Here is a 20,530-nt window from a genome sequence, read left to right as displayed (position 1 = left end):
GTGGCATGAGGCCCTGACGTCGGTGGCATGAGGCACAGTGGAGACATGACTTCCCCCGCCGCTGTCGACACCCGCACCGCTGCCCTCTCGGCGCTCCGCGAGCTGGTCGGTCGTCCCGATGCCGACTTCCACGACGGCCAGTACGAGGCGATCGAGGCCCTCGTCGAGGGGCGACGCCGTGCGCTCGTGGTGCAGCGCACGGGCTGGGGAAAGTCGGCCGTGTACTTCGTCGCGACCCTGCTGCTGAGGCGACAGGGCGCCGGCCCCACCGTGCTCGTCTCGCCGCTGCTGGCGCTGATGCGAGACCAGATCGCCGCCGCCGAGCGGGCGGGCGTGCGCGCCGTCGCGATCAACTCGACCAACGCGCACGAGTGGTCGGAGGTGATGGAGCAGCTGGACCGTGACGAGGTCGACGTGCTGCTCGTGTCTCCCGAGCGACTGAACAACCCTGCGTTCCGCGAGCAGCAGCTGCCGGCACTCGTGCGGCGCATCGGAATGCTGGTAGTCGACGAGGCGCACTGCATCAGCGACTGGGGGCACGACTTCCGCCCCGACTATCGGCGGCTGCGCGATCTGATCGAGCAGATGCCGCCTCAGGTTCCGGTGCTCGCCACCACGGCGACGGCGAACAGCAGAGTCGTCGCAGACGTCGCCGAGCAGCTCGGCACCGGCGGTGTGGAATCCGCAGGCGACCGACCAGAGGTGCTGACGATCCGAGGCCCGCTCGCCCGCACCTCGCTGCGGTTGGGGGTCCTGCGCCTGCGCGATTCGGCGAGCCGGCTGGCGTGGTTGCTGAGCCACATCGACGACCTCCCCGGCTCCGGCATCATCTACACGCTCACCGTCGCGGCGGCGGTCGACACCGCGCGGCTGCTGCGCGATCACGGCCACGAGGTGCGTGCGTACACGGGGCAGACCGACACCGACGAGCGCACCGAGTCCGAGGGGATGCTGAAGCGCAACGAGGTCAAGGCGCTCGTCGCCACGAGCGCACTCGGCATGGGGTTCGACAAACCCGACCTCGGGTTCCTGCTGCACCTGGGGGCGCCGTCTTCGCCTGTCGCGTACTACCAACAGGTCGGTCGTGCCGGTCGTGCGAGTGAGAGCGCCGACGTCCTGCTGCTGCCGGGGGTCGAAGACCGCGACATCTGGCACTACTTCGCGACGGCGTCGATGCCCGACCGTGAGCGCGCCGAGCGCGTGATCGGAGCGCTCGGTGACCAGCCGATCTCGACTCCCGCGCTCGAGGCCATGGTCGACATCCGGCGCACACCCCTCGAACTTCTGCTCAAGGTGCTCGACGTCGACGGTGCGGTGCGCCGGGTGCAGGGCGGGTGGGTCGCGACCGGTCAGCCGTGGACGTACGACGCCGAACGCTACGAACGCATCGCGGGTGAGCGCCGGGCCGAGCAGCAGCACATGATCGACTACGAGCAGACCGATGGCTGCCGGATGGAGTTCCTGCAGCGCTCTCTCGACGATGACACCGCCGCACCGTGCGGCAGGTGCGACAACTGCGCGGGCATCTGGTTCCCGAGCGAGATCGGCGAGGCTGCGACAACCCAGGCTGCGGAGTCGCTCGATCGGGTCGGGGTACCGGTCGAACCGCGACGCGCCTGGCCGACGGGGGCAGACAAGCTCGACGTCCCGGTCAAGGGCCGCATCCCCGCGGGGGAGCAGGCAGGCGAGGGGCGCGCCCTCGCCCGGTTGACCGATCTCGGCTGGGGCGGCACCCTGCGGGAGCTCTTCGCGGCAGGAGCACCCGACGCCGCAGTGACTCCGCAGGTGCTCGGCGGCTGTGTGCGGGTCCTCGCCGGCTGGGGATGGGCAGAACGCCCGGTCGCGGTGGTGGCCATGCCGTCGCGTTCGCATCCGCTGCTCGTCGATTCGCTCGCCCGCGGGATCTCGGAGATCGGGCGGCTTCCGTACCTCGGTGCGCTCGACCTGGTGAACGGGGGACCCACGGGGCAGCCCGGTGGCAACAGCGTCTTCCGTCTCGCCGGTCTGTGGGACAGGTTCAGCGCGCAGGGCCTCGACATCCCCGAGGGTCCGGTGCTCCTCGTCGATGACATGGCCGACAGCCGGTGGACTCTGACGGTCGCCGCGCGCACACTGCGTCAGTCCGGCGCCACGGAGGTGCTTCCGTTCGTGCTCGCGCTCCGCGGCTGACGCCGGCGACGCAGCTCCGACCGGAGCACCTCAGCGCAGGTCGTACACGCGCTTGTACTTGCCCTCGCTGCGAGGCAGCGTGCCGGGCTCCTCGACCTTGACGTCGACGCTGGTGCCGATGTGCATCTTGATGCGGTGGTGGAGCACCGCCGCCGCGGCGTCGCACTCCTCGGCGCTCAACGACGGGTGCCGCTCGATGCGCACTGTCATGGTGTCGAGGTGCGCGACGTGGTGCAGCTCGAGCACGAAGTGCGGCGTCAGCGTCTCGATCCCCATCACGAGCTCCTCGATCTGCGTGGGGAAGAGGTTCACGCCGCGCAGGATGATCATGTCGTCGTTGCGTCCGGTGATCTTCTCCATGCGCCGCAGAGCGGGGTAGGTCGTGCCGGGAAGAAGTCGCGTCAGGTCGCGTGTGCGGTATCGGATGACAGGGAACGCCTCCTTGGTGAGAGACGTGAACACCAGTTCGCCCAGCGCTCCGTCCGGCAGGCGATCGCCTGTGTCGCCGTCGATGATCTCGGGCAGGAAGTGGTCCTCCCAGATGTGCGGCCCGTCTTTCGTGAGCACGCTCTCGCTCGCGACCCCGGGGCCCATGACCTCGCTGAGCCCGTAGATGTCGACCGCGTCGATGTTCAGTCGTCGCTCGATCTCCCGCCGCATCTCGTTCGTCCAGGGCTCTGCGCCGAGCACCGCCACCCGCAGCGACGTGGTCGTCGGGTCGATCCCTGCTGCCTCCATCGCGTCAGCGATCGTGAGCAGGTAGCTGGGGGTGCAGAGGATCGCGTCCGGCTCGAAATCGGTGATCAGCTGCACCTGCCGCGCGGTCTGTCCTCCCGACACGGGAATCACCGTGGCGCCGAGCCGCTCGATGCCCGCGTGCGCGCCGAGGCCGCCGGTGAAGAGTCCGTAGCCGTAGGCGTTGTGGACCTTCATCCCCGCGCGGATGCCGGCGGCGTGCAGCGACCTCGCGATCAGATCGCTCCATCGGTCGAGGTCGCCCTCGGTGTAGCCGACGACGGTCGGACGCCCCGTCGTCCCGGAGGAGGCATGGATGCGCCGGACGTCGGGCATGGGAACGGCGAACATCCCGAACGGGTAGCTCTCGCGCAGATCGGCCTTGGTGGTGAAGGGCAGCTTCTGCACGTCGTCGAGCGTGCGGATGTCGTCGGGGTGCACGCCGTGCTCATCGAACTTACGGCGATAGACCGGCACATTCTCGTATGCGTGGTGCAGCGTCCACTGCAGACGCTCCAGCTGCAGGCGTGCGAGCGCATCGGGTGCGTGCAGCTCCGGCTCGGTTCCGATCTCAGCACGGCTTTCGGTCTCGGTGCGTGTTTCGGTCATCGTCGACTCCTTCGTCGCAGGGGGGCGTATTCCATCAGATCGCGGATGTCGAGGGCTCGATCTGCCCGAGGCGTACGACCCTGTGCCGCGTGTGCACGAAGGGTCGTCGGGCCTGTACCGGCCGGCGTCCGCGCTCGTAGGCTCCGAATACCGGACGGAGCAGTCCGCGATCAAGGAGGATGCTGTGACCACGACGACGACGATCCTGGAGTCCATCACCGCGCCGGAGGGCGTCGGGCGCCCCATCCCGGACGCCGCGACGCGCGAGGTGATCGGCCATGCGCCCGTGCACTCGGTCGATGACCTGAACCGCGCCATCGTGAACGCCCGCGCCGCGCAGCCCGCGTGGGCCGCTCTCGGTCACGCCGAACGCAGCCGCATCCTCAACGCGATCGCCGACGACCTCGACGCGAACGCCGAGGAGCTGGCCGTGCTGCTCTCGCGAGAGCAGGGCAAGCCGTTGAACGGTCCGAACGCGCGCTTCGAAGTCGGGGCGTGTTCGGCCTGGACCCGCACGGCCACAGACACCCCGCTCGAACCGGAGGTCGTCTTCGAAGCAGGCGAATCCCGCGCAGAGGTCCACTACGACCCGCTTGGAGTGGTCGGGGCGATCGGCCCGTGGAACTGGCCGATGATGATCACGGTCTGGCAGATCGCACCGTCGCTGCGCATGGGCAACACGGTGGTCGTCAAGCCGAGCGAGTTCACGCCGCTGTCGGTGCTCGCGCTCGTGGAGATCTTCAACCGGCACCTTCCGGAAGACGTGCTGACGGTGATCTCGGGGGATCGCGAGGTGGGAGCGGCGATCGCTGCGCACCCCGACCTCGACAAGATCATGTTCACGGGGTCGACGGCCACGGGCCGCAGGATCGTCGAAGCGTCCGCCCACAGCCTCGCCCGCCTGACCCTCGAGCTCGGCGGCAACGACGCCGGCATCATCCTGCCCGGCACCGACATCGACGCGATCGCCGAGAACCTGTTCTGGGGCATCTTCATCAACACGGGTCAGACGTGCGCGGCTCTCAAGCGGTTGTACGTGCACGAGTCGCAGTACGAGCAGGTGGTCGAGACGCTCGCGAAGCTCGCCGACGCGATGCCGCTCGGCAACGGCCTCGATGAGGCGAACGTCCTCGGGCCGCTGCAGAACGAGAAGCAGTTCGACATCGTGTCCCGACTCGTCGATGACGCGAGGGAACGGGGTGCGCGGATCGTCACCGGAGGTGAGCCCGCCCCAGAGCACGGGCCGCTGTTCTACCGCACCACGGTCGTCGCCGACATCGACGACGGTGCCGCGCTCGTCGACGAGGAGCAGTTCGGTCCCGTGATCCCGGTCATCCGCTACGCCGACGTCGACGACGCCGTCCGTCGGGCGAACGACTCGACCCAGGGGCTCGGAGCGTCGGTCTGGTCGAACGATCCGGATGCCGCGAGCGAGGTCGCCCGCCGCGTGCAGGCCGGCACCGTGTGGATCAATCAGCACGGGGCGATCAACCCGCACGTGCCGTTCGGCGGCATCAAGGCCAGCGGCTACGGGCAGGAGTTCGGCGTGGCAGGGCTCAAGGCGGTCGCGGCCCCCAAGGTCATCCAGCGCTGAGGACCGACCGCAGCGCGGCACAGGACCGGGGCCGGAATCGTGACGACACCGATTCCGGCCCTCACCATGCAGGGCGTCCGGCACGATCTCACCCCGCCTGCGAACGGTTCGTCGTGAGCGAGCGGCCACGGACCTCGGCGACGACGTCGCCGGAGCCGTCGGTGACGGTCACGTCGTAGAGCCCGTTGCGGCCGCTGACGACCCGGCGAACGGCTCGTGCCGTCAGGCGGTCGCCCGAGGTGGTCGACTTCAGGAACGTGATGTCGGCGCCACCGGCGACGGTGACCCGCTCGTCTTCATTGCAGGCGATCGCGAAAGCGGTGTCTGCGAGCGTGAAGACCAGCCCGCCGTGCGTGATCGCGAAGCCGTTCAGCATGTCGTCGCGCACCGTCATCGAGACCACGGCCTCTCCCGGCGCATCGAGTTCGATGACCATGCCGAGCATCGCCGAGGCGGCATCGCGCTGCATCATCGACCTCATGCGGCCACGACCTCGGGCGTCGGCTCCTTGTTCACCAGCGTGAGCACGTCGTAGGTCGCGACGAGCTCGTCGCTCTGGTTGCGGATCACGGCATCCCAGCGCACCTCGCCGTACTCGTCGGTCTCGCGCGGGGTGATCTGCTTGGCGGTGAGCTCGACCCGGATCGTGTCGCCGGGAGAGACGGGCGTGATGAAACGCAGGTTCTCGAGCCCGTAGTTCGCGAGCACGGGTCCGGGCTCCGGGTCGACGAAGAGACCGGCCGCCCACGAGACGAGCAGGTAGCCGTGCGCCACGCGTCCGGGGAAGAACGGGTTCGCCGCAGCGGCCGTCTCGTCCATGTGCGCATAGAAGGTGTCACCCGTGAAGTGCGCGAACGTCTCGATGTCGGCGAGCGCCACCTCACGCGATGCCGAGACGATCTGGTCGCCGATGCGGAGCTCTGCGAGCGACTTGCGGAACGGGTGCCGTCCGTCGCTGTGCGCGGCGGCCCCCGCATGCCACACGCCTGTCAGCGCTGTGAGCATCTCGGGCGAACCCTGCACCGCGGTGCGCTGCATGTGGTGGAGCACCGCACGGATGCCGCCGAGCTCCTCGCCGCCGCCGGCCCGGCCGGGGCCGCCGTGCACGAGGTTCGGCAGCGGCGAGCCGTGACCGGTCGACGACCGTGCGTCATCGCGGTCGAGCAGCAGCATCCGGCCGTTGAACGGGGCGATGCGCGCCGCGAGATCCACAGCCTGCACAGGGTCGTGCGTCGCGATGCTGGTGACGAGCGAGCCGCCGCCCCGCGCCACGAGCGCTGCGGCATCGGCGGTGGTGTCGTAGGTGAGCAGCGACGACACAGGGCCGAAGGCCTCGATCGAGTGCGCTGCATCGGACTGCGAGTCGTCGAAGCGCAGCAGCAGCGGCGAGACGAACGCGCCCTCGGGGCTGACACTCGTGCTGCCGTCGGTGAGCCGCACCTCGGGAGCATCCGTCGTCCCGACGACGATCCGTCCTCCCGCCGTCTGCAGCCTGCCCACCTGTCGCAGCACCTCGTCGCGCTGTGCGGTCGACGCGAGAGGGCCCATGGTGACGCCCTCCGCGCGGGGATCGCCCAGCACGGTCTTGTCGGCGATGCGCGCCTGCACGGCGGCGACCACGGCATCCGCCGACCCCGTGGGCACGATCGCGCGGCGGATCGCCGTGCACTTCTGACCGGCTTTGCTCGTCATCTCGGTGACGAGCTGGCGCACATAGGCGTCGAACTCGGGCGTGCCCTCGACCGCGTCGGTGCCGAGCACCGAGGCGTTGATCGAGTCGGTCTCGGCGGTGAACCGCACGCCGCCCGTCTGCACCGCGGGGTGGGCCTTGAGGCTCTCCGCCGTCGATGCGCTGCCGGTGAAGCCGACGATGTCACCCAGCCTCAGGTTCTCGAAGAGGTCGGGAACGCTGCCGCTGATGAGCTGGAGCGATCCGTCGGGCAGCAGACCGGACTCGACGAGGATGCGCACCATCGCCTCGGCCAGGTATCCCGTGGGGGTGGCGGGCTTCACGACGGTCGGCATGCCGGCGAGGAACGCCGGAGCGAACTTCTCGAGCGATCCCCACACCGGGAAGTTGAAGGCGTTGATCTGCACGGCGACGCCTGGCAGCGTCGTGTAGACGTGGCGTCCGAGGAACGACCCGTCCTTCGAGAGCGGCTCGACCGGGCCGTCGACGTGCACACGGCTGTTCGGCAGCTCGCGTCGCCCCTTGCCGGAGTACGAGAAGAGCACCCCGATGCCGCCGTCGATATCGACCCACGAGTCGTTCTTCGTGGCGCCGGTGCGGGAGGACAGCGCGTACAGCTCGTCCTTGCGCTCGGTGAGTGCGAGGGCGAACTGCTTGAGCAGTACGGCGCGCTGGTGGAACGTGAGCGCCCCGAGGCTCTTCTGCCCCACGGAGCGAGCGTGCTCCAGCGCCCCCGCGAGATCCAGGCCCTCGGTGGAGACGAGCGTGACGACGTCTCCGGTCGACGCGTCACGGACTTCGGTGGAGCGTTCGGGGGACGACGGCGTCCACCACTCGCCCCGGACGTAACTCGGCAGATACTCGGTCATCTCTCCTCGTTCCATGCGTAGAACCCTTCGCCGCTCTTGCGGCCGAGCTTTCCTTCGGCGACCATCCGTCGCAGCAGATCCGGCGGAGCGAACCGCGCGCCGAGCGTGCGCTCCAACTCCTCGGCGATGCCCAGGCGCACGTCCAGACCGACCACGTCCGTCGTGCGCAGCGGGCCCGTCGGATGCCGGTATCCGAGTGTCATGGCCGCATCGATGTCAGCAGCCGACGCGACCCCCTCCTCGAGCATCCTGATCGCTTCCAGGCCGAGCATCACGCCGAGTCGAGACGATGCGAACCCGGGGGAGTCGCTGACGACGATCGGCGTCTTGCCGAGCGCGGCCACCCATCCGGTCGCGCTCTCGACGGTCGCCGCGTCGGTCGCAGCGCCGCGCACGATCTCGACGAGCGCCGATGCGGGCACGGGGTTGAAGAAGTGCAGACCGAGGAACCGCTCGGGGCGCAGGCGGCCGGCAGCCAGGTCATCGATCGAGATCGACGAGGTGTTGCTCGCCAGTGTCGCGTGCTCGGGCAACGCCGCCTCGACACGGGCGAGTGCGTCGTCTTTCAGCGCACGGTCCTCGGGCACCGCCTCGATCGCGAGGTCGACCGCGGCGAAGGCTGCGAGATCCTTGCCGGTCGTGAGGCGGCCGGCGAGCTCCGTCTCGTCCAGCGAGGGATCACGTTCGACAGATCTGCGGATGCTGTCGCCGATGCGGGCGTGCGCCGTGTCAGCGCTCGCCGCATCGCGCTCGACCACGCAGACGTGCGAGCCTGCGAGCAGGAACGCATGCGCGATGCCGGCTCCCATGCGCCCGCCGCCCAGCACTCCGACGATCGCAGGCGCGCGGTCTGTGCGTTTCGTCTCGCTTCGCTCGCTCAACGACCGGGGGTGGGGCTCGCTCGACGACCGGGCATCGGTGTCGCTCATCGGCTCTTCCTCTCCAGGAACGCGGTCATGCGTCGGCGTTTCTCTGGCGACTCGAAGAGCTCGGCCTGCAGCTCGAGCTCGATCGCCGGATGCTGCGCGCGCGGGGTGCGCAGCGCGCGCTTCGTGTACTGCGTCGCCAGAGGGTCGTTCGCCGCGATCCGGTCGACGATCCCGTGCGCGGCGGCGAGCAGTTCCTCGGCCGGATGCAGAGACGAGACCAGCCCCCAGCGCAGCGCCTCCTCGGCATCGAGCGCTCGCCCGGTGAGCAGCAGCTCGCTCGCGCGGGCGTCGCCGACGATCTCGGGAAGCCGCCAGGTCGCACCGGCCGCCGCGATGATGCCGAGCCCGGTCTCGGGGTTGCCGATGCGGAGCGACGGCGTCGCGATGCGGATGTCTGCGGCGTAGGCGAGCTCGGCTCCGCCTCCGAGCGCGTACCCGTCGATCGCCGCGATCACCGGCATCGGGAGCTCCTGGATGCGGATGAACACCGTCGCGTTGATGCCGCGCCTGGCGTCGTCCGCGGTGCGATCGCGCAGCTGGGCGATGTCCGCACCGGCGGCGAAGACCCTGCCCGACCCCGTGAGGATCAGCGTGCGCGGAGCCTCTTCGAGCATCGCGCACAGCTCGTGCAGCGCATCGACCGTCGCCTGGTCGATGGCATTGCGCTTGTCGGGTCGGTCGAGTGTGGCGACGATTCGGTCGTCCTGCTCGTCGATGTGCAGGGTCACGTCAGACGCTCCACGATCATGGCGGTGCCCTGCCCGACGCCGACGCACATCGTGGCCAGTCCGTAGCGTGCGTTCTCGCGCTCGAGTCGACCGAGCAGCGTCACGATCAGGCGAGACCCGCTGGATCCGAGCGGGTGGCCGAGCGCGATGGCGCCGCCGTCGGCGTTGACGATCGCCGGGTCGAGCCCCAGGCGGCGGATGCAGGCGAGGGACTGCGACGCGAAGGCCTCGTTCAGCTCGACGGCCCCGAGGTCGGAGACCTGCAGGCCCGCCTTCGCGAGCGCCTTCTGCGTGGCAGGCACCGGCCCCAGCCCCATGATCTCGGGGGCGAGCGCAGCCGTCGCCGAAGCGACGATCCTCGCGCGCGGACGCAGCCCGTGACGTTCGACGGCCTCGGCGCTCGCCACGACGATCGCGGAGGCTCCGTCGTTCAGGGAGCTCGAGTTGCCGGCGGTGACGACCTCGCCGCCTGCGACGACAGCTCGCAGCTGTGCGAGCGCGTCGAGGGTGGTGTCCCGTCGCGGCCCCTCATCGGTGTCGACGATTCCGCGGCCCGTCTCGACTCCGACGATCTCAGGGGCGAAGCGCCCGGCATCGATCGCGGCGATGGCCCGCTGATGGCTCAGGAAGGCGAAGGCGTCGGCATCCGCCCGACTGATCGCGTCGATGCGGGCGACCTCCTCCGCCGTCTCCGGCATCGAGAAGGTCGCCTTGTCGCGCTCGCTGAGCCGGGGGTTGGTGAAGCGCCAGCCGATCGATGTGTCGAAGGCCGCACCGGGCTTGGCCCAGGATCTCTCGGGCTTGGCCTGCACCCAGGGCGCTCTGGTCATGGATTCGACGCCGCCGGCGACGACGAGGTCGGCGTCTCCTGCGCGAACGGCGTTCGCGGCGAGGGCGATGGCCGACATCCCCGAAGCGCAGAGGCGGTTGACGGTCAAGCCGGGGATCGAGTCGGGGAGGCCCGCGAGCAGCACGGCCATGCGTGCGACGTTGCGGTTGTCCTCACCCGCCTGGTTCGCGGCTCCGAGGATCACCTCGTCGATCTCCTCCACGGGCACCGCGGATCTGCGGGCGGTCTCGCCCACCACGAGGGCTGCGAGATCGTCGGGACGGACGGACGCGAGTGCTCCTCCGTAGCGGCCGACGGGGGTGCGGACGCCATCGACGAGATAGGCCTCGGACATCGTCATCCTCTCGATCACCAACGCTGGCGATAATTTCAGACCGATCGGTCAGGAATACGATCTCAGATCGGCGGACGAATGGCAACTCATCGGGAATGACAGACTGGGCCCATGGCGCAGCCCGGATTCGACGCGCCGGCCCCGAAGCGCGGCCGGCCAGGTTACGACCGCGAGCAGGTGCTCGCGGTCGCCGTGAAGGTGTTCAACGAGCAGGGCTACGACGCGACCAGCGTCGCCGACCTCAGCGCCACCCTCGGGCTCACCAAGTCCGCGCTCTACCATCACTTCGAATCCAAGTCGGCGATCCTCGAACTCGCGCTGACCGACGCCCTCGACGCTCTCGAGGCCGTCGTGGACGACGCGACGGCACGGCATCCGCTCGCCGCCGATCGGCTGCGATCCATCATCCGCGGGGCGGTTCGCGTGCTCACCGAGAAGCTCCCGTCGGTGACCCTGCTGCTGCGGGTGCGGGGCAACGGCGATGTCGAGACCGCTGCACTCGTGCGCCGCCGCGCGTTCGACCAGCGGGTCACCGCGATCGTCACCGAGGCTCAGACCGAGGGGCTGATCCGCGACGATGTCGATGCCGCGGTCGCGACCAGGCTGATCTTCGGCATGATCAACTCGGTCGTCGAGTGGTATCGGCCCGGTGGACCGGTCGATCCTGACGAGCTGGGCGAAGACATCCTGCGGGTGAGCCTGGACGGTCTGCAGTCGCGCTGACCCCCTCCACGCCGAGGTGATGCGCGTATGCTGTCCGACACGCGATGAAGCGAGGAGTGACGAATGGACGATCGCACACCCGAGGCGGTCGCCGGCAGAGTCGTCGTCGACTGCGGTGCGGTGCCCTCCGCCGAGCGGTTCGACATGTGGACCGATGCCGTGAACCGCAGCTTCGTTCCGCTGCGCGCCTGGTCGACCGACGGTGCCGTGCGGTCGGGGTTCGAAGGAAAGCTGGTCGCTCAACCCGTGGGGCCGCTGTCGGTATCGAGCGTCGCGGGGTCTGCCGTGCGGGTGAGCCGGACGAAGGCCGAGATCGCCCGAGACGACCCCGGCCACATCAAGCTGGGCGTGCAGCTGCAGGGGCGCAGCGTGATCAGCCAGGACGGCCGGGATGCGATCCTGATGCCCGGCGACTTCGCCGTCTACGACACCACGCGGCCGTACGCACTCGACTTCGACGGGCCCTTCCGCATGCTCGTGGTGATGTTCCCCCTCGAGACGCTGCGCATCGATCGGGCACGCCTGCGCGCACTCACGGCTTCGCGGTTCTCGGGGCGCGAGGGCGTCGGTGCGATCGCGTCGTCGATGCTGCGGGCCTATGACACGACGCTCGAGAACGGCACGCTGCAGAATCGGATGCCGCTGTCCGACGCCGTGCTCGACCTGCTCACCGCCGCACTGGGCGAGCGGCTCGAACTGGAGCTGGACGGCGGCGAGGAGGTCGGCCGCCGCGCACTGCTCACGCGGATCGAGCTGTACATCGCCGCGCATCTCGGCGACGCGGAGCTCACCGTCACGCAGATCGCGGTCGCCCACCACATCTCGGTGCGGTACCTGCAGAAGCTGTTCGAGGGCAAGAACGACACCGTCAGCGCCTGGATCAGGCACCGCCGGCTCGACGCCACGCGGCGCGACCTGAGCAACCCGACACAGAGCGGACAGCAGATCTCGTCGATCGGCGCGCGCTGGGGCTTCACGGACGCGACCGCCTTCACCCGCGCGTTCCGCACCCGGTTCGGCATCACTCCCAGCGAGTACCGCGCGCAGACGCTCAGCGTCGCTCACTGAGCCGTCTCCGGCCGAGCCGTCTTCCGCTGCGCGCGGGAGCTTCGCATGAGGACGAACATCCGTGCGCATCCGGCATATCGCTGTTCGCCGGTGGCCGGTCAGGAGCGCCCGACGCGAGCGATCCTGGTCTGAGAGCAGGCGGTGACCGCCTGTCGTTCAGAGAGGAACGAGTGATGACCGAGCTCACAGAGGGTGCCGACTACATCGTGATCGGCGCGGGATCCGCAGGCAGTGCGATCGCACGTCGACTCGTGGATGCGGGGCACAGCGTGCACGTGATCGAAGCGGGCTCCGTCGACAGCGATCCGAACATCCACTCGCCACAGGGATGGCCGGGGCTGCTGATGTCGCCGAACGACTGGGCGGTCATGACGACACCGCAGGAGCAGCTCGGCGGGCGGGTCCTCTACTGGCCGCGGGGCAAGACGCTCGGCGGATCGAGCTCCCTGAACGGCATGATCTACATGCGCGGTGATCGCCGTGACTATGACGGCTGGGCGGCGCAGGGCGCGAGCGGCTGGTCCTGGGAGGACGTGCTCCCGTACTTCCGCAGGTCGGAGGATCATGTCGACGGCGCCGACGAGTTCCACGGAGCCGGTGGTCCGCTGCATGTGGAGCGGATCCCTGCGGACAAGCGGCATCCGCTCGCGGCGGCGTTCGTGGAAGCATCGGTGGCGAGCGGCATCCCGCGCACCGAGGACTTCAACCGGGAGACCCTCGACGGGGCGGGGTTCAACCACACGACGACCAAGGACGGCAAGCGGGCATCGGCCTGGCAGTCGTTCGTGGCACCGATCCTGGGGCATGAGGCGTTGGCGGTGACCGCGAACGCGCTGGTCGACCGGATCGTCGTCGAGGAGGGCCGAGCGGTCGGCGTCGAGTACGAGGTCGACGGAGTCCGTCACCTCGCGAAGGCGCGGCGCGAGGTCGTGCTGTCCGGCGGAGCGATCGGCTCGCCCGCCGTGCTGCTGCGCTCGGGGATCGGATCGCGGGGCGATCTCGAGCAGCTGGGCATCGAGGTCGTCGCCGACATCCCGGGCGTGGGGGAGAACCTCCATGACCACCTGCTCGTCAGCGTGCTGTACGACGCCGTCGACCCGGTGGCCCCGCCGCAGTGGAACCTGCTCGAGAGTCAGCTGTATGCCCGCTCGAGTGTCGTGGCCGCCGGTGACGCCCCAGATCTGCAGCCGCTGTTCATCCATGTTCCGTATCCGACGGACGGCGGTGCCGCTCCGGCGCAGGGCTACACGATCGCGGCCGGAATCGTCCGGCCCCACTCGCGGGGCAGCGTGCGGCTGGCGGCTGCCGATGCGTCGGTCGCGCCTCTCGTCGATCCGAACGTGTTCGCCGACGAGAGGGATCTCGAGGCGATGGTCGACGCGATCGAGCTGGTCAGGGCGATCGGCGGTCGCGACGAGTTCGCACCCTTCCGTGCGTCCGAGTTCGCCCCGGGTGAGAGCGTCACGACCCGCGAGGAGCTGCGCGATTTCGCCCGCCGGACCGTCGGGACCTATCACCACCAGGTCGGGACGTGCCGGATGGGCGTCGATGACCTCGCGGTCGTCGACCCCCAGCTCCGGGTCAGGGGCATCGCAGGGCTCCGGGTCGCGGACGCGTCGGTGATGCCGTTCGTGCCGAGCGCCAACACGAACGCACCCTCGATCATGATCGGCGAGCGCGCGGCGGATCTGCTGCTGGCCGAGTAGGTCAGTCGTCTGCGGGAGCGACGCGCGGCGGCCACGACGTCGCGCCGAGCTCCCGCGAGATGTTCCGCGCGGTCTCTCGCAGCGCGTGGAGCACGGCATCCGAGGCGGGAGCGTGAGAGGTGGGCATCACGACGGCGACCGCCGCGACGATGTCGTTCGAGGAGTCGGCCACGGGCGCTGCGATCGACGACTCGCCGAGCACAGCCTCGTCGACCTCGGTGGCGCTGCCACGTTCGGCGATCACCGGCAGTTCCAGGATCAGACGTGCGACGTCGGTGATGGTGTCTCCGGTGAGGCTGGGCAGCGGGCGCTCGAAGACGGTGCGCTGGAAGCCGAGATCGTGCGCGAGAAGGACCTTCCCCATCGCGGAGGCATGAGCGGGGATGGCGACGCCGGTCTCGAGCATCTGCTGGCTGTCGTCCGGACGCAGGTCGTGGTGGATGACGAGGACCTCATGGAAGTGCGGCGCCCCGAGTCGCACGGGCAGGTTCGTCCGGCGCGCGAGCTCCTGCGTCCATCGCATGGCGCGCGCCCTGACATCGAGGGTGTCGAGGTACACGTTGCTCAGGCGCAGCAGCGTCGGGCCGAGCATGTAGCGCTGCCCTCCGCGCTCCTTCGCGACCAGTCCATGCTCGCGCAGGGACTTGACGATCCCGTGCACGGTCGACGGCGGGAGGTTCAGCGCGAGAGCCAGATCGGTGATGCCGAGGTGGCGCGCGCCCTGCAACAGTTCGAGCACTTTGGCTGCGCGATCGATGGCCTGGATCACAGCGGCTCCTCCCTCCGGTCGACGTCGAGCCGGGCGGTCTCGTCGGCCGCCAGGTAGATCTTGACAACTCGACTGCGCCCGAGCATATTCGACATTGACGAATAACTTTCCAATATTGCGAAAGATCGCCACCGCAGAGATCAAGGGAGATCGAACGATGAAGAAGCTCATCAACAACCCCGCCGATGTGCTGGCCGAATCGTTGCGGGGCGTCGCCCTCGCGCATCCGGAGCTGTCGGTGGACTTCGAGAACAGCGTGATCACCCGGGCCACGCCGAAGGACGCGGGCAAGGTGGCGGTGGTCTCGGGCGGAGGGTCCGGGCACGAGCCGCTGCACGGTGGCTACGTGGGCGTCGGGATGCTGGACGCCGCCGTCGCGGGCGAGGTCTTCACCTCGCCGACTCCCGATCGTGTGCATGCCGCGACCAAGGCGGTCGACCGGGGTGCCGGAGTGCTGCACATCGTGAAGAACTACACCGGAGACGTGCTGAACTTCGAGATGGCCGCCGAGCTCGCCGAGATGGAGGGCATCGAGGTCGGCACCGTGATCGTCGATGACGACGTCGCCGTGCAGGACTCGCTCTACACGGCTGGTCGCCGGGGCGTCGGACTCACCGTGCTGCTCGAGAAGCTCGTCGGCGCAGCCGCGGAGGAGGGTCAGGATCTCGCCTCGATCGTCGAGCTCGCGAAGCGCATCAACGGCCAGGGCCGCTCGATGGGCATGGCGCTCACGAGCTGCACCGTGCCCGCCGCCGGCAAGCCGACGTTCGACCTGCCTGAGGATCAGATGGAGATCGGCATCGGCATCCACGGCGAACCCGGTCGTCACCGCGAGCCGCTGGCTCCGGCAGCCGAGATCGCCCGCCAGCTCGTCGATCCGATCCTCGCCGACCTCGACGCCGCAGGTCCTGCGATCGTGATGCTGAACGGCATGGGCGGATCGCCACTGATCGAGCTGTACCTCATGTACGGCGAGGTCGTGCCGCTGCTCGAGAAGGCCGGCGTGCAGATCGCCCGCAACCTGGTCGGCGACTACATCACCTCGCTCGACATGGCCGGCTGCTCGCTCACGGTGCTGAAGGCCGACGACGAGCTGCTGCGGCTGTGGGATGCTCCGGTCAGCACCCCGGGCCTCCGGTGGGGAGCATGATGACGGGCGTCGACACGGCAGTGCTCATCGACTGGATCCATCGCTTCCGCGACGTGATCGCGGAGAAGCGCGAGTGGCTCACCGAGCTCGACTCGGCGATCGGCGACGCCGACCACGGCGCGAACATGTCGAGAGGAATGGAGGCGGTCGTCGCGAAGCTCGACGCAGGAGCGCCGGCCACCGTCGACGAGCTGCTCAAGACGGTGGGCATGACCCTGGTGAGCTCCGTCGGCGGCGCGAGCGGTCCCCTGTACGGAACGCTGTTCCTGCGCATGGGGATGGCCGCGGGCCCGGTCACCGAGCTCGATTCCTCCGCGCTCGCCGCGTCACTGCGGGCAGGACTCGACGGGATCGTCGCTCGCGGCAAGGCCGAAGCGGGGGACAAGACCATGTTCGACGCGATGGCTCCGGCGGTCGACGCGCTCGATGAGGCGATCGCCGGCGGAGCGGATCTCGGGGCGGCGACGGCGGCCGCAGCGGAGGCCGCGGCATCCGGTCGCGATGCCACCGAGGCTCTCGTCGCCCGCAAGGGACGTGCGAGCTACCTGGGTGAGCGCAGCGCCGGTCATCTCGACCCCGGCGCCGCATCGACCACGCTGCTGTTCGAGACACTCGCCCGGGCCACCGCGGAATCGTCCTGATGATCGGCATCGTCGCCGTCTCCCACAGTGCTCGACTCGGGGAGGCGGCGCTGGAGCTCGCCTTGCAGATGGTGCAGGGGGGTGGAGTGCGCGTGCGGGTCGCAGCCGGTGCGGGATCGGATGCCGACGGCGCACCCGTCCTCGGCACGGACGCGGTCGCAGTGGCCGCGGCGATCGACGAACTCGCGACAGACTGCGACGGGGTGCTCGTGCTGATGGACCTGGGGTCTGCGGTGCTCAGCGCCGAACTCGCGCTCGAGCTGCGGATGAGCGACGTGCCGGTGCGCCTGGCGCCCGCGCCCTTCGTGGAGGGACTGCTCGCGGCGGTGGTGTCGGCTGCGGCGGGCGGATCGCTCGACGTCGTCGCGCAGGAGGCCTCGGCCGCCCTCGGCGCGAAGACCGGTCAGCTCGGCGACGCGAACGCCGGTGCTCCGGCTGTCGAGACGGATCCCGTCGATGACGGCTCGCACGCTCGCCCGGATGCCGTCGTGCGCGTGGTGGCCGTGCGGAATCCGCTCGGCATCCATGCGCGTCCGGCCGCGCTCATCGCCGAGACATCGGCGGGAGCTGATGTGCGACTTCGCAAGTTGCCGGACGGACCCGACGCCGCCGCGGCGAGCCTCTCCCGACTGCTGATCCTCGGCGCTCGACAGGGTGACTCAGTCGAGCTGTCTGCGACCGGAGCCGACGCGGAGGGTGTCGTCGAGCGTCTCGCGGCTCTCTTCGACGACGGTTTCGGGGAGGGGACGACCGAGGTCACGGACTCTCCGGTGGCCGCGGCGACGCCGTCGGTCGAGACGGAGACGCCGGCTCGCTCGCCGATCGCGGCGGGAACCGTGCTGCGCGGGAGGGGAGTGAGCGGCGGACGGGTCGCGGCCCCGGCGGTGATCCTCGCCGCGCCACTCGACGAGCCGGATGCGAGCGCGGTCGTCGCGCCGGCTGATCGCGAGAGCGAGGTGTCCGCGATCGAGTGGGCTGCGGTGGCGGTGGCCGACCAGCTCCGTGCGCGTACGTCGACAGCGACCGGGGAAGCACGGGCGATCCTCGATGCCTCGCGTCTGCTCGCCTCCGATCCGGAGCTCGTGGCCGAGGCCTCGGCGCTCGTCCGGATCAAGGGGCGCACAGCGGCGCGGGCCGTGTGGGAGACCGCGGTCTCGCACGAGCAGGGCCTCGCGGCACTCGGCGGACGGATGGCCGAGCGGGCGGCGGACATCCGCGACGTCCGTGATCGCATCGTCGCGGAGATCCTCGAGGTCGACGTCCCGGGCGTCCCTGAGCGTGAGGAGCCGTTCGTGCTGGTGGCCGTCGACCTCGCCCCGGCCGACACCGCCGCCCTCGAAGGCGGCAGCTGCGTCGGGTTGGTGACCGAGCAGGGCGGTCCCACCTCGCACACCGCGATCATCGCGCGCTCGCTGGGCATCCCGGCTGTGGTCGGAGTGGCCGGAGCGACGGGGATCGCGCCCGATGCCGTCGTGCTCGTCGATGGCGACCGCGGCACCGCGGAGGTCGAACCTGACCCGGTGCGCGCCGACGCGGCGAGGGCCGAATCGGTCGTGGTGCCCTTCGACGGGGAGGGCGTGCTCGCCGACGGGAAACGCATCCGTCTGCTCGCGAACGTCGGGGGAGCGGCGGAGGCGGTGGCCGCTGCTGCCGCCGGCGCGGAGGGCATCGGGCTCTTCCGCACCGAGTTCTGCTTCCTCGACCGGGTCGATGCGCCGTCCATCGACGAACAGGTGGCGGCCTACCGCGGTGTCCTCGCAGCGTTTTCCGGTCGCCGGGTCGTCGTGCGCACGCTCGATGCGGGCAGCGACAAACCTCTGCCGTTCGCGAACGCGGATCACGAGGACAATCCCGCTCTGGGAGTTCGCGGCCTCCGTATCGCCCGACGGTCGCCCGCGTTGCTCGACGATCAGCTGCGCGCGCTGGCACGGGCGGCTGAGGCGGAATCGGCGGTCGTCGAGGTGATCGCTCCGATGGTGGCCACGGTCGACGAGGCTCGTGCCTTCGCCGAGAGCGCTCGTGCGGTCGGGCTCATGACTGTCGGCGTCATGATCGAGACGCCCTCGGCGGCGCTGCTCGCCTCGGAGATGCTCGAGGTCGTCGATTTCGTCAGCCTCGGCACCAACGACCTCGCCCAGTACACGCTGGCGGCGGATCGTCTGCTCGCCGAGCTCGGCGAGCTGAACGATCCGTGGCAGCCCGCCGTCCTCCGCCTGATCGGTGCGGTGGGTGCGGCCGGTCGCACGTGGGATCTTCCGGTCGGAGTGTGCGGCGAGGCCGCTGCGGATCCCACTCTCGCGCCGGTGCTCGTGGGCCTCGGCGTCACCTCGCTCTCGATGACGCCGCGGGCGCTGGGTCGTGTGGCGGCAGCACTCGAGGCCGTCACCGAAGCGCAGTGTCGAGCGGCGGCGGAGGCCGTGCTGAAGGCGGCGACCACCGCGGACGCCCGTGCGGCGGCAGTCGCGTTGCTCGGATCCGAGAGCGTCAGCGGGTCGGTCGACTGAGCGACCGACCCGCCGACAGTGTCTGGCGAGCTTCCGCTCAGGCGTGCAGGTCCACGCCCTTCGTCTCCTTCACCATCGAGACGGCGATGAGGGAGATCACGGCCGTGATGGCGATGTAGACGCCGATGGTCCAGGCTGCCTGGAACTGATTCATCAGAGCCTCCGCGATCATCGGGGCGAACGCCCCGCCGAGGATCGCGCCCAGTGCGTAACCGATCGAGACGCCCGAGTATCGGACGTTGGCGGGGAACATCTCGGCATAGAGTGCCGCCTGCGGACCGTAGGAGAGGCCGAGCGCGAACGTCATCACGAACAGCGCGACGAAGTACCAGAGGATGTTCGCCGTGTCGATCAGGAACCACATCGGCACCGCCCAGAGCGCGAGCGCGATGTACCCGATCTGGAAGGTGCGGACGCGTCCGAGGCGATCGGAGAGATGACCGCCCCAGAGCGTGAAGATGAGCCATCCGAACGAGGCGAGGGTCGTGGCCAGCAGCACGGGAGGACGTTCCATGCCGAGGGCGGTGACCGCGTACGTGGCGAAGAACGCGATGAGCAGGTATCCGGCGGCGTTGTTGCCGATGAAGATGAGCGCGGTGAGCACGACCTGCTTGGTGTTCTTGCGGAACAGGCGGCCCAGCGGGGCCGAGGCCTCCTGACGGCGACGACGCAGGTCTTCGAAGACCGGGCTCTCGTCGACCGCGCGCCTGATCACGTAGCCGACGGCGATCAGCACGATCGACAGCAGGAAGGGGATGCGCCAGCCCCACTCGAGGAACGCCTCGGGCGACATCGAGCTCGTGAGCACCCAGAGCGTGGCCGTGGCGAGGATCATGCCGATCGGGACGCCGATCTGCGGGAACGCGCCGAAGAGCCCCCGGCGGGTGGTCGGCGCGTGCTCGACGGCCATCAGTGCTGCCCCGCCCCACTCGCCTCCGGCCGAGAATCCCTGCAGGATGCGGAGCAGGATGAGCAGGATCGGGGCGGCGACGCCGATCGCCGCGTAGGTCGGCAGCAGGCCGATCAGGGAGGTGGAGAGTCCCATCATCACGAGCGTGAAGACGAGCATCTTCTTGCGGCCCAGCTTGTCGCCGAGGTGCCCGGCGACGATGGCTCCGAGTGGACGGAAGAGGAAGGAGATTCCGATGGTGGCGAACGACAGGATCTGCGCGAACCCCTTGTTCTCCTCGGCGATCGGCGCGAGGAACAGGGGAGCGAGCACGAGGCCGGCGGCTTGCGCGTAGATGAAGAAGTCGTACCACTCGATCGAGGTGCCGACGAGGGTGCTGGCGAGGACCCGCCGCTCCTCGGAGGGCATCCGGGTGGTCGAACTGCGTGCGGATACTGCTGACGTCATGCGAACTCCATTGTTCTGCGGTGGGGCAAGAGCGATGCACCATCGCCCGGGTCACTTACCGAATGATCGGTCAGTAAAGCGAGAGTAGCGCACACGGGCACGCAG

At 69.6% G+C, this 20,530-nt stretch carries 16 protein-coding genes; 8 read left to right on the top strand and 8 right to left on the bottom strand.

The window, feature by feature from the left end:
• Positions 1-45 precede the first annotated feature (45 nt).
• Positions 46-2,169 carry a RecQ family ATP-dependent DNA helicase gene (locus ASF80_RS06250; RefSeq protein WP_157520984.1) on the top strand — a complete coding sequence of 708 codons (2,124 nt, stop codon included), beginning with the start codon at positions 46-48 and terminating at the stop codon, positions 2,167-2,169.
• 30 nt (positions 2,170-2,199) lie between these two features.
• Here the strand turns inward: ASF80_RS06250 and paaK are convergent, their stop codons facing one another.
• Complete coding sequence (paaK, locus tag ASF80_RS06245; RefSeq protein ID WP_056308945.1) at positions 2,200-3,513, bottom strand: phenylacetate--CoA ligase PaaK; 1,314 nt, start codon at positions 3,511-3,513, stop codon at positions 2,200-2,202.
• Between the two features lie 184 nt (positions 3,514-3,697).
• On the opposite strand from paaK, the gene ASF80_RS06240 reads away from it, so the two are divergent.
• Entirely contained in the window at positions 3,698-5,107 is a 1,410-nt protein-coding gene (locus tag ASF80_RS06240) for an aldehyde dehydrogenase family protein (protein WP_056311860.1), read from the top strand.
• Between the two features lie 88 nt (positions 5,108-5,195).
• Here the strand turns inward: ASF80_RS06240 and paaI are convergent, their stop codons facing one another.
• From paaI to ASF80_RS06215, 5 genes are read right to left on the bottom strand one after another with little or no spacing between them, the layout of a single operon-like run.
• On the bottom strand, positions 5,196-5,579 hold the full coding sequence (gene paaI / locus ASF80_RS06235) for a hydroxyphenylacetyl-CoA thioesterase PaaI (protein WP_082488356.1): 384 nt from the start codon (positions 5,577-5,579) through the stop codon (positions 5,196-5,198).
• 5 nt (positions 5,580-5,584) lie between these two features.
• Positions 5,585-7,666: a phenylacetic acid degradation bifunctional protein PaaZ gene (gene paaZ / locus ASF80_RS06230; RefSeq protein ID WP_056308941.1), complete on the bottom strand. Its 2,082-nt coding sequence runs from the start codon at positions 7,664-7,666 to the stop codon at positions 5,585-5,587.
• On the bottom strand, positions 7,663-8,595 hold the full coding sequence (locus tag ASF80_RS06225) for a 3-hydroxyacyl-CoA dehydrogenase family protein (RefSeq protein ID WP_082488201.1): 933 nt from the start codon (positions 8,593-8,595) through the stop codon (positions 7,663-7,665). Before ASF80_RS06225 ends, paaZ begins: the two co-directional genes overlap by 4 nt.
• A complete protein-coding gene (locus ASF80_RS06220) occupies positions 8,592-9,323 on the bottom strand; it encodes an enoyl-CoA hydratase/isomerase family protein (RefSeq protein ID WP_056308939.1) in 732 nt (243 codons plus the stop codon). Before ASF80_RS06220 ends, ASF80_RS06225 begins: the two co-directional genes overlap by 4 nt.
• Entirely contained in the window at positions 9,320-10,507 is a 1,188-nt protein-coding gene (locus ASF80_RS06215; RefSeq protein WP_056311855.1) for a thiolase family protein, read from the bottom strand. Before ASF80_RS06215 ends, ASF80_RS06220 begins: the two co-directional genes overlap by 4 nt.
• A gap of 111 nt (positions 10,508-10,618) precedes the next feature.
• On the opposite strand from ASF80_RS06215, the gene ASF80_RS06210 reads away from it, so the two are divergent.
• From ASF80_RS06210 to ASF80_RS06200, 3 genes are all read left to right on the top strand, one after another.
• Entirely contained in the window at positions 10,619-11,230 is a 612-nt protein-coding gene (locus ASF80_RS06210; protein ID WP_056308938.1) for a TetR/AcrR family transcriptional regulator, read from the top strand.
• A 63-nt stretch (positions 11,231-11,293) separates the two neighbouring features.
• Entirely contained in the window at positions 11,294-12,298 is a 1,005-nt protein-coding gene (locus ASF80_RS06205) for a helix-turn-helix domain-containing protein (RefSeq protein WP_056308936.1), read from the top strand.
• A gap of 173 nt (positions 12,299-12,471) precedes the next feature.
• On the top strand, positions 12,472-14,004 hold the full coding sequence (locus ASF80_RS06200; protein WP_056308934.1) for a GMC family oxidoreductase: 1,533 nt from the start codon (positions 12,472-12,474) through the stop codon (positions 14,002-14,004).
• Between the two features lies 1 nt (position 14,005).
• Here ASF80_RS06200 and ASF80_RS06195 read toward each other — a convergent pair whose 3' ends face one another.
• Complete coding sequence (locus ASF80_RS06195) at positions 14,006-14,773, bottom strand: IclR family transcriptional regulator (protein WP_056308929.1); 768 nt, start codon at positions 14,771-14,773, stop codon at positions 14,006-14,008.
• 157 nt (positions 14,774-14,930) lie between these two features.
• On the opposite strand from ASF80_RS06195, the gene dhaK reads away from it, so the two are divergent.
• The 3 genes from dhaK to ptsP are packed head-to-tail and all read left to right on the top strand — an operon-like array spanning position 14,931 to position 19,068.
• Positions 14,931-15,923, top strand: coding sequence for a dihydroxyacetone kinase subunit DhaK (gene dhaK, locus ASF80_RS06190; RefSeq protein WP_056311854.1), 993 nt, complete (start codon positions 14,931-14,933; stop codon positions 15,921-15,923).
• Positions 15,923-16,564, top strand: coding sequence for a dihydroxyacetone kinase subunit DhaL (gene dhaL, locus ASF80_RS06185; RefSeq protein WP_082488200.1), 642 nt, complete (start codon positions 15,923-15,925; stop codon positions 16,562-16,564). Before dhaK ends, dhaL begins: the two co-directional genes overlap by 1 nt.
• Positions 16,564-19,068 carry a phosphoenolpyruvate--protein phosphotransferase gene (ptsP, locus tag ASF80_RS06180; protein WP_082488199.1) on the top strand — a complete coding sequence of 835 codons (2,505 nt, stop codon included), beginning with the start codon at positions 16,564-16,566 and terminating at the stop codon, positions 19,066-19,068. Before dhaL ends, ptsP begins: the two co-directional genes overlap by 1 nt.
• A 37-nt stretch (positions 19,069-19,105) precedes the next feature.
• Here the strand turns inward: ptsP and ASF80_RS06175 are convergent, their stop codons facing one another.
• Positions 19,106-20,425: an MFS transporter gene (locus ASF80_RS06175; protein WP_056308925.1), complete on the bottom strand. Its 1,320-nt coding sequence runs from the start codon at positions 20,423-20,425 to the stop codon at positions 19,106-19,108.
• Positions 20,426-20,530 lie beyond the last annotated feature (105 nt).

Source organism: Microbacterium sp. Leaf159, assembly GCF_001423615.1.
Taxonomy (GTDB): domain Bacteria; phylum Actinomycetota; class Actinomycetes; order Actinomycetales; family Microbacteriaceae; genus Microbacterium.
This window is presented reverse-complemented; position numbering and strand designations above follow the sequence as displayed.

Coding starts and splice junctions, on each gene's coding strand:
- ASF80_RS06250 (WP_157520984.1), top strand. CDS start 46: ATGACTTCCCCCGCCGCTGTCGACACCCGCACCGCTGCCCTCTCGGCG.
- paaK (WP_056308945.1), bottom strand. CDS start 3,513: ATGACCGAAACACGCACCGAGACCGAAAGCCGTGCTGAGATCGGAACC.
- paaI (WP_082488356.1), bottom strand. CDS start 5,579: ATGATGCAGCGCGATGCCGCCTCGGCGATGCTCGGCATGGTCATCGAA.
- paaZ (WP_056308941.1), bottom strand. CDS start 7,666: ATGACCGAGTATCTGCCGAGTTACGTCCGGGGCGAGTGGTGGACGCCG.
- ASF80_RS06225 (WP_082488201.1), bottom strand. CDS start 8,595: ATGAGCGACACCGATGCCCGGTCGTCGAGCGAGCCCCACCCCCGGTCG.
- ASF80_RS06215 (WP_056311855.1), bottom strand. CDS start 10,507: ATGTCCGAGGCCTATCTCGTCGATGGCGTCCGCACCCCCGTCGGCCGC.
- ASF80_RS06210 (WP_056308938.1), top strand. CDS start 10,619: ATGGCGCAGCCCGGATTCGACGCGCCGGCCCCGAAGCGCGGCCGGCCA.
- ASF80_RS06205 (WP_056308936.1), top strand. CDS start 11,294: ATGGACGATCGCACACCCGAGGCGGTCGCCGGCAGAGTCGTCGTCGAC.
- ASF80_RS06200 (WP_056308934.1), top strand. CDS start 12,472: ATGACCGAGCTCACAGAGGGTGCCGACTACATCGTGATCGGCGCGGGA.
- dhaK (WP_056311854.1), top strand. CDS start 14,931: ATGAAGAAGCTCATCAACAACCCCGCCGATGTGCTGGCCGAATCGTTG.
- dhaL (WP_082488200.1), top strand. CDS start 15,923: ATGACGGGCGTCGACACGGCAGTGCTCATCGACTGGATCCATCGCTTC.
- ptsP (WP_082488199.1), top strand. CDS start 16,564: ATGATCGGCATCGTCGCCGTCTCCCACAGTGCTCGACTCGGGGAGGCG.
- ASF80_RS06175 (WP_056308925.1), bottom strand. CDS start 20,425: ATGACGTCAGCAGTATCCGCACGCAGTTCGACCACCCGGATGCCCTCC.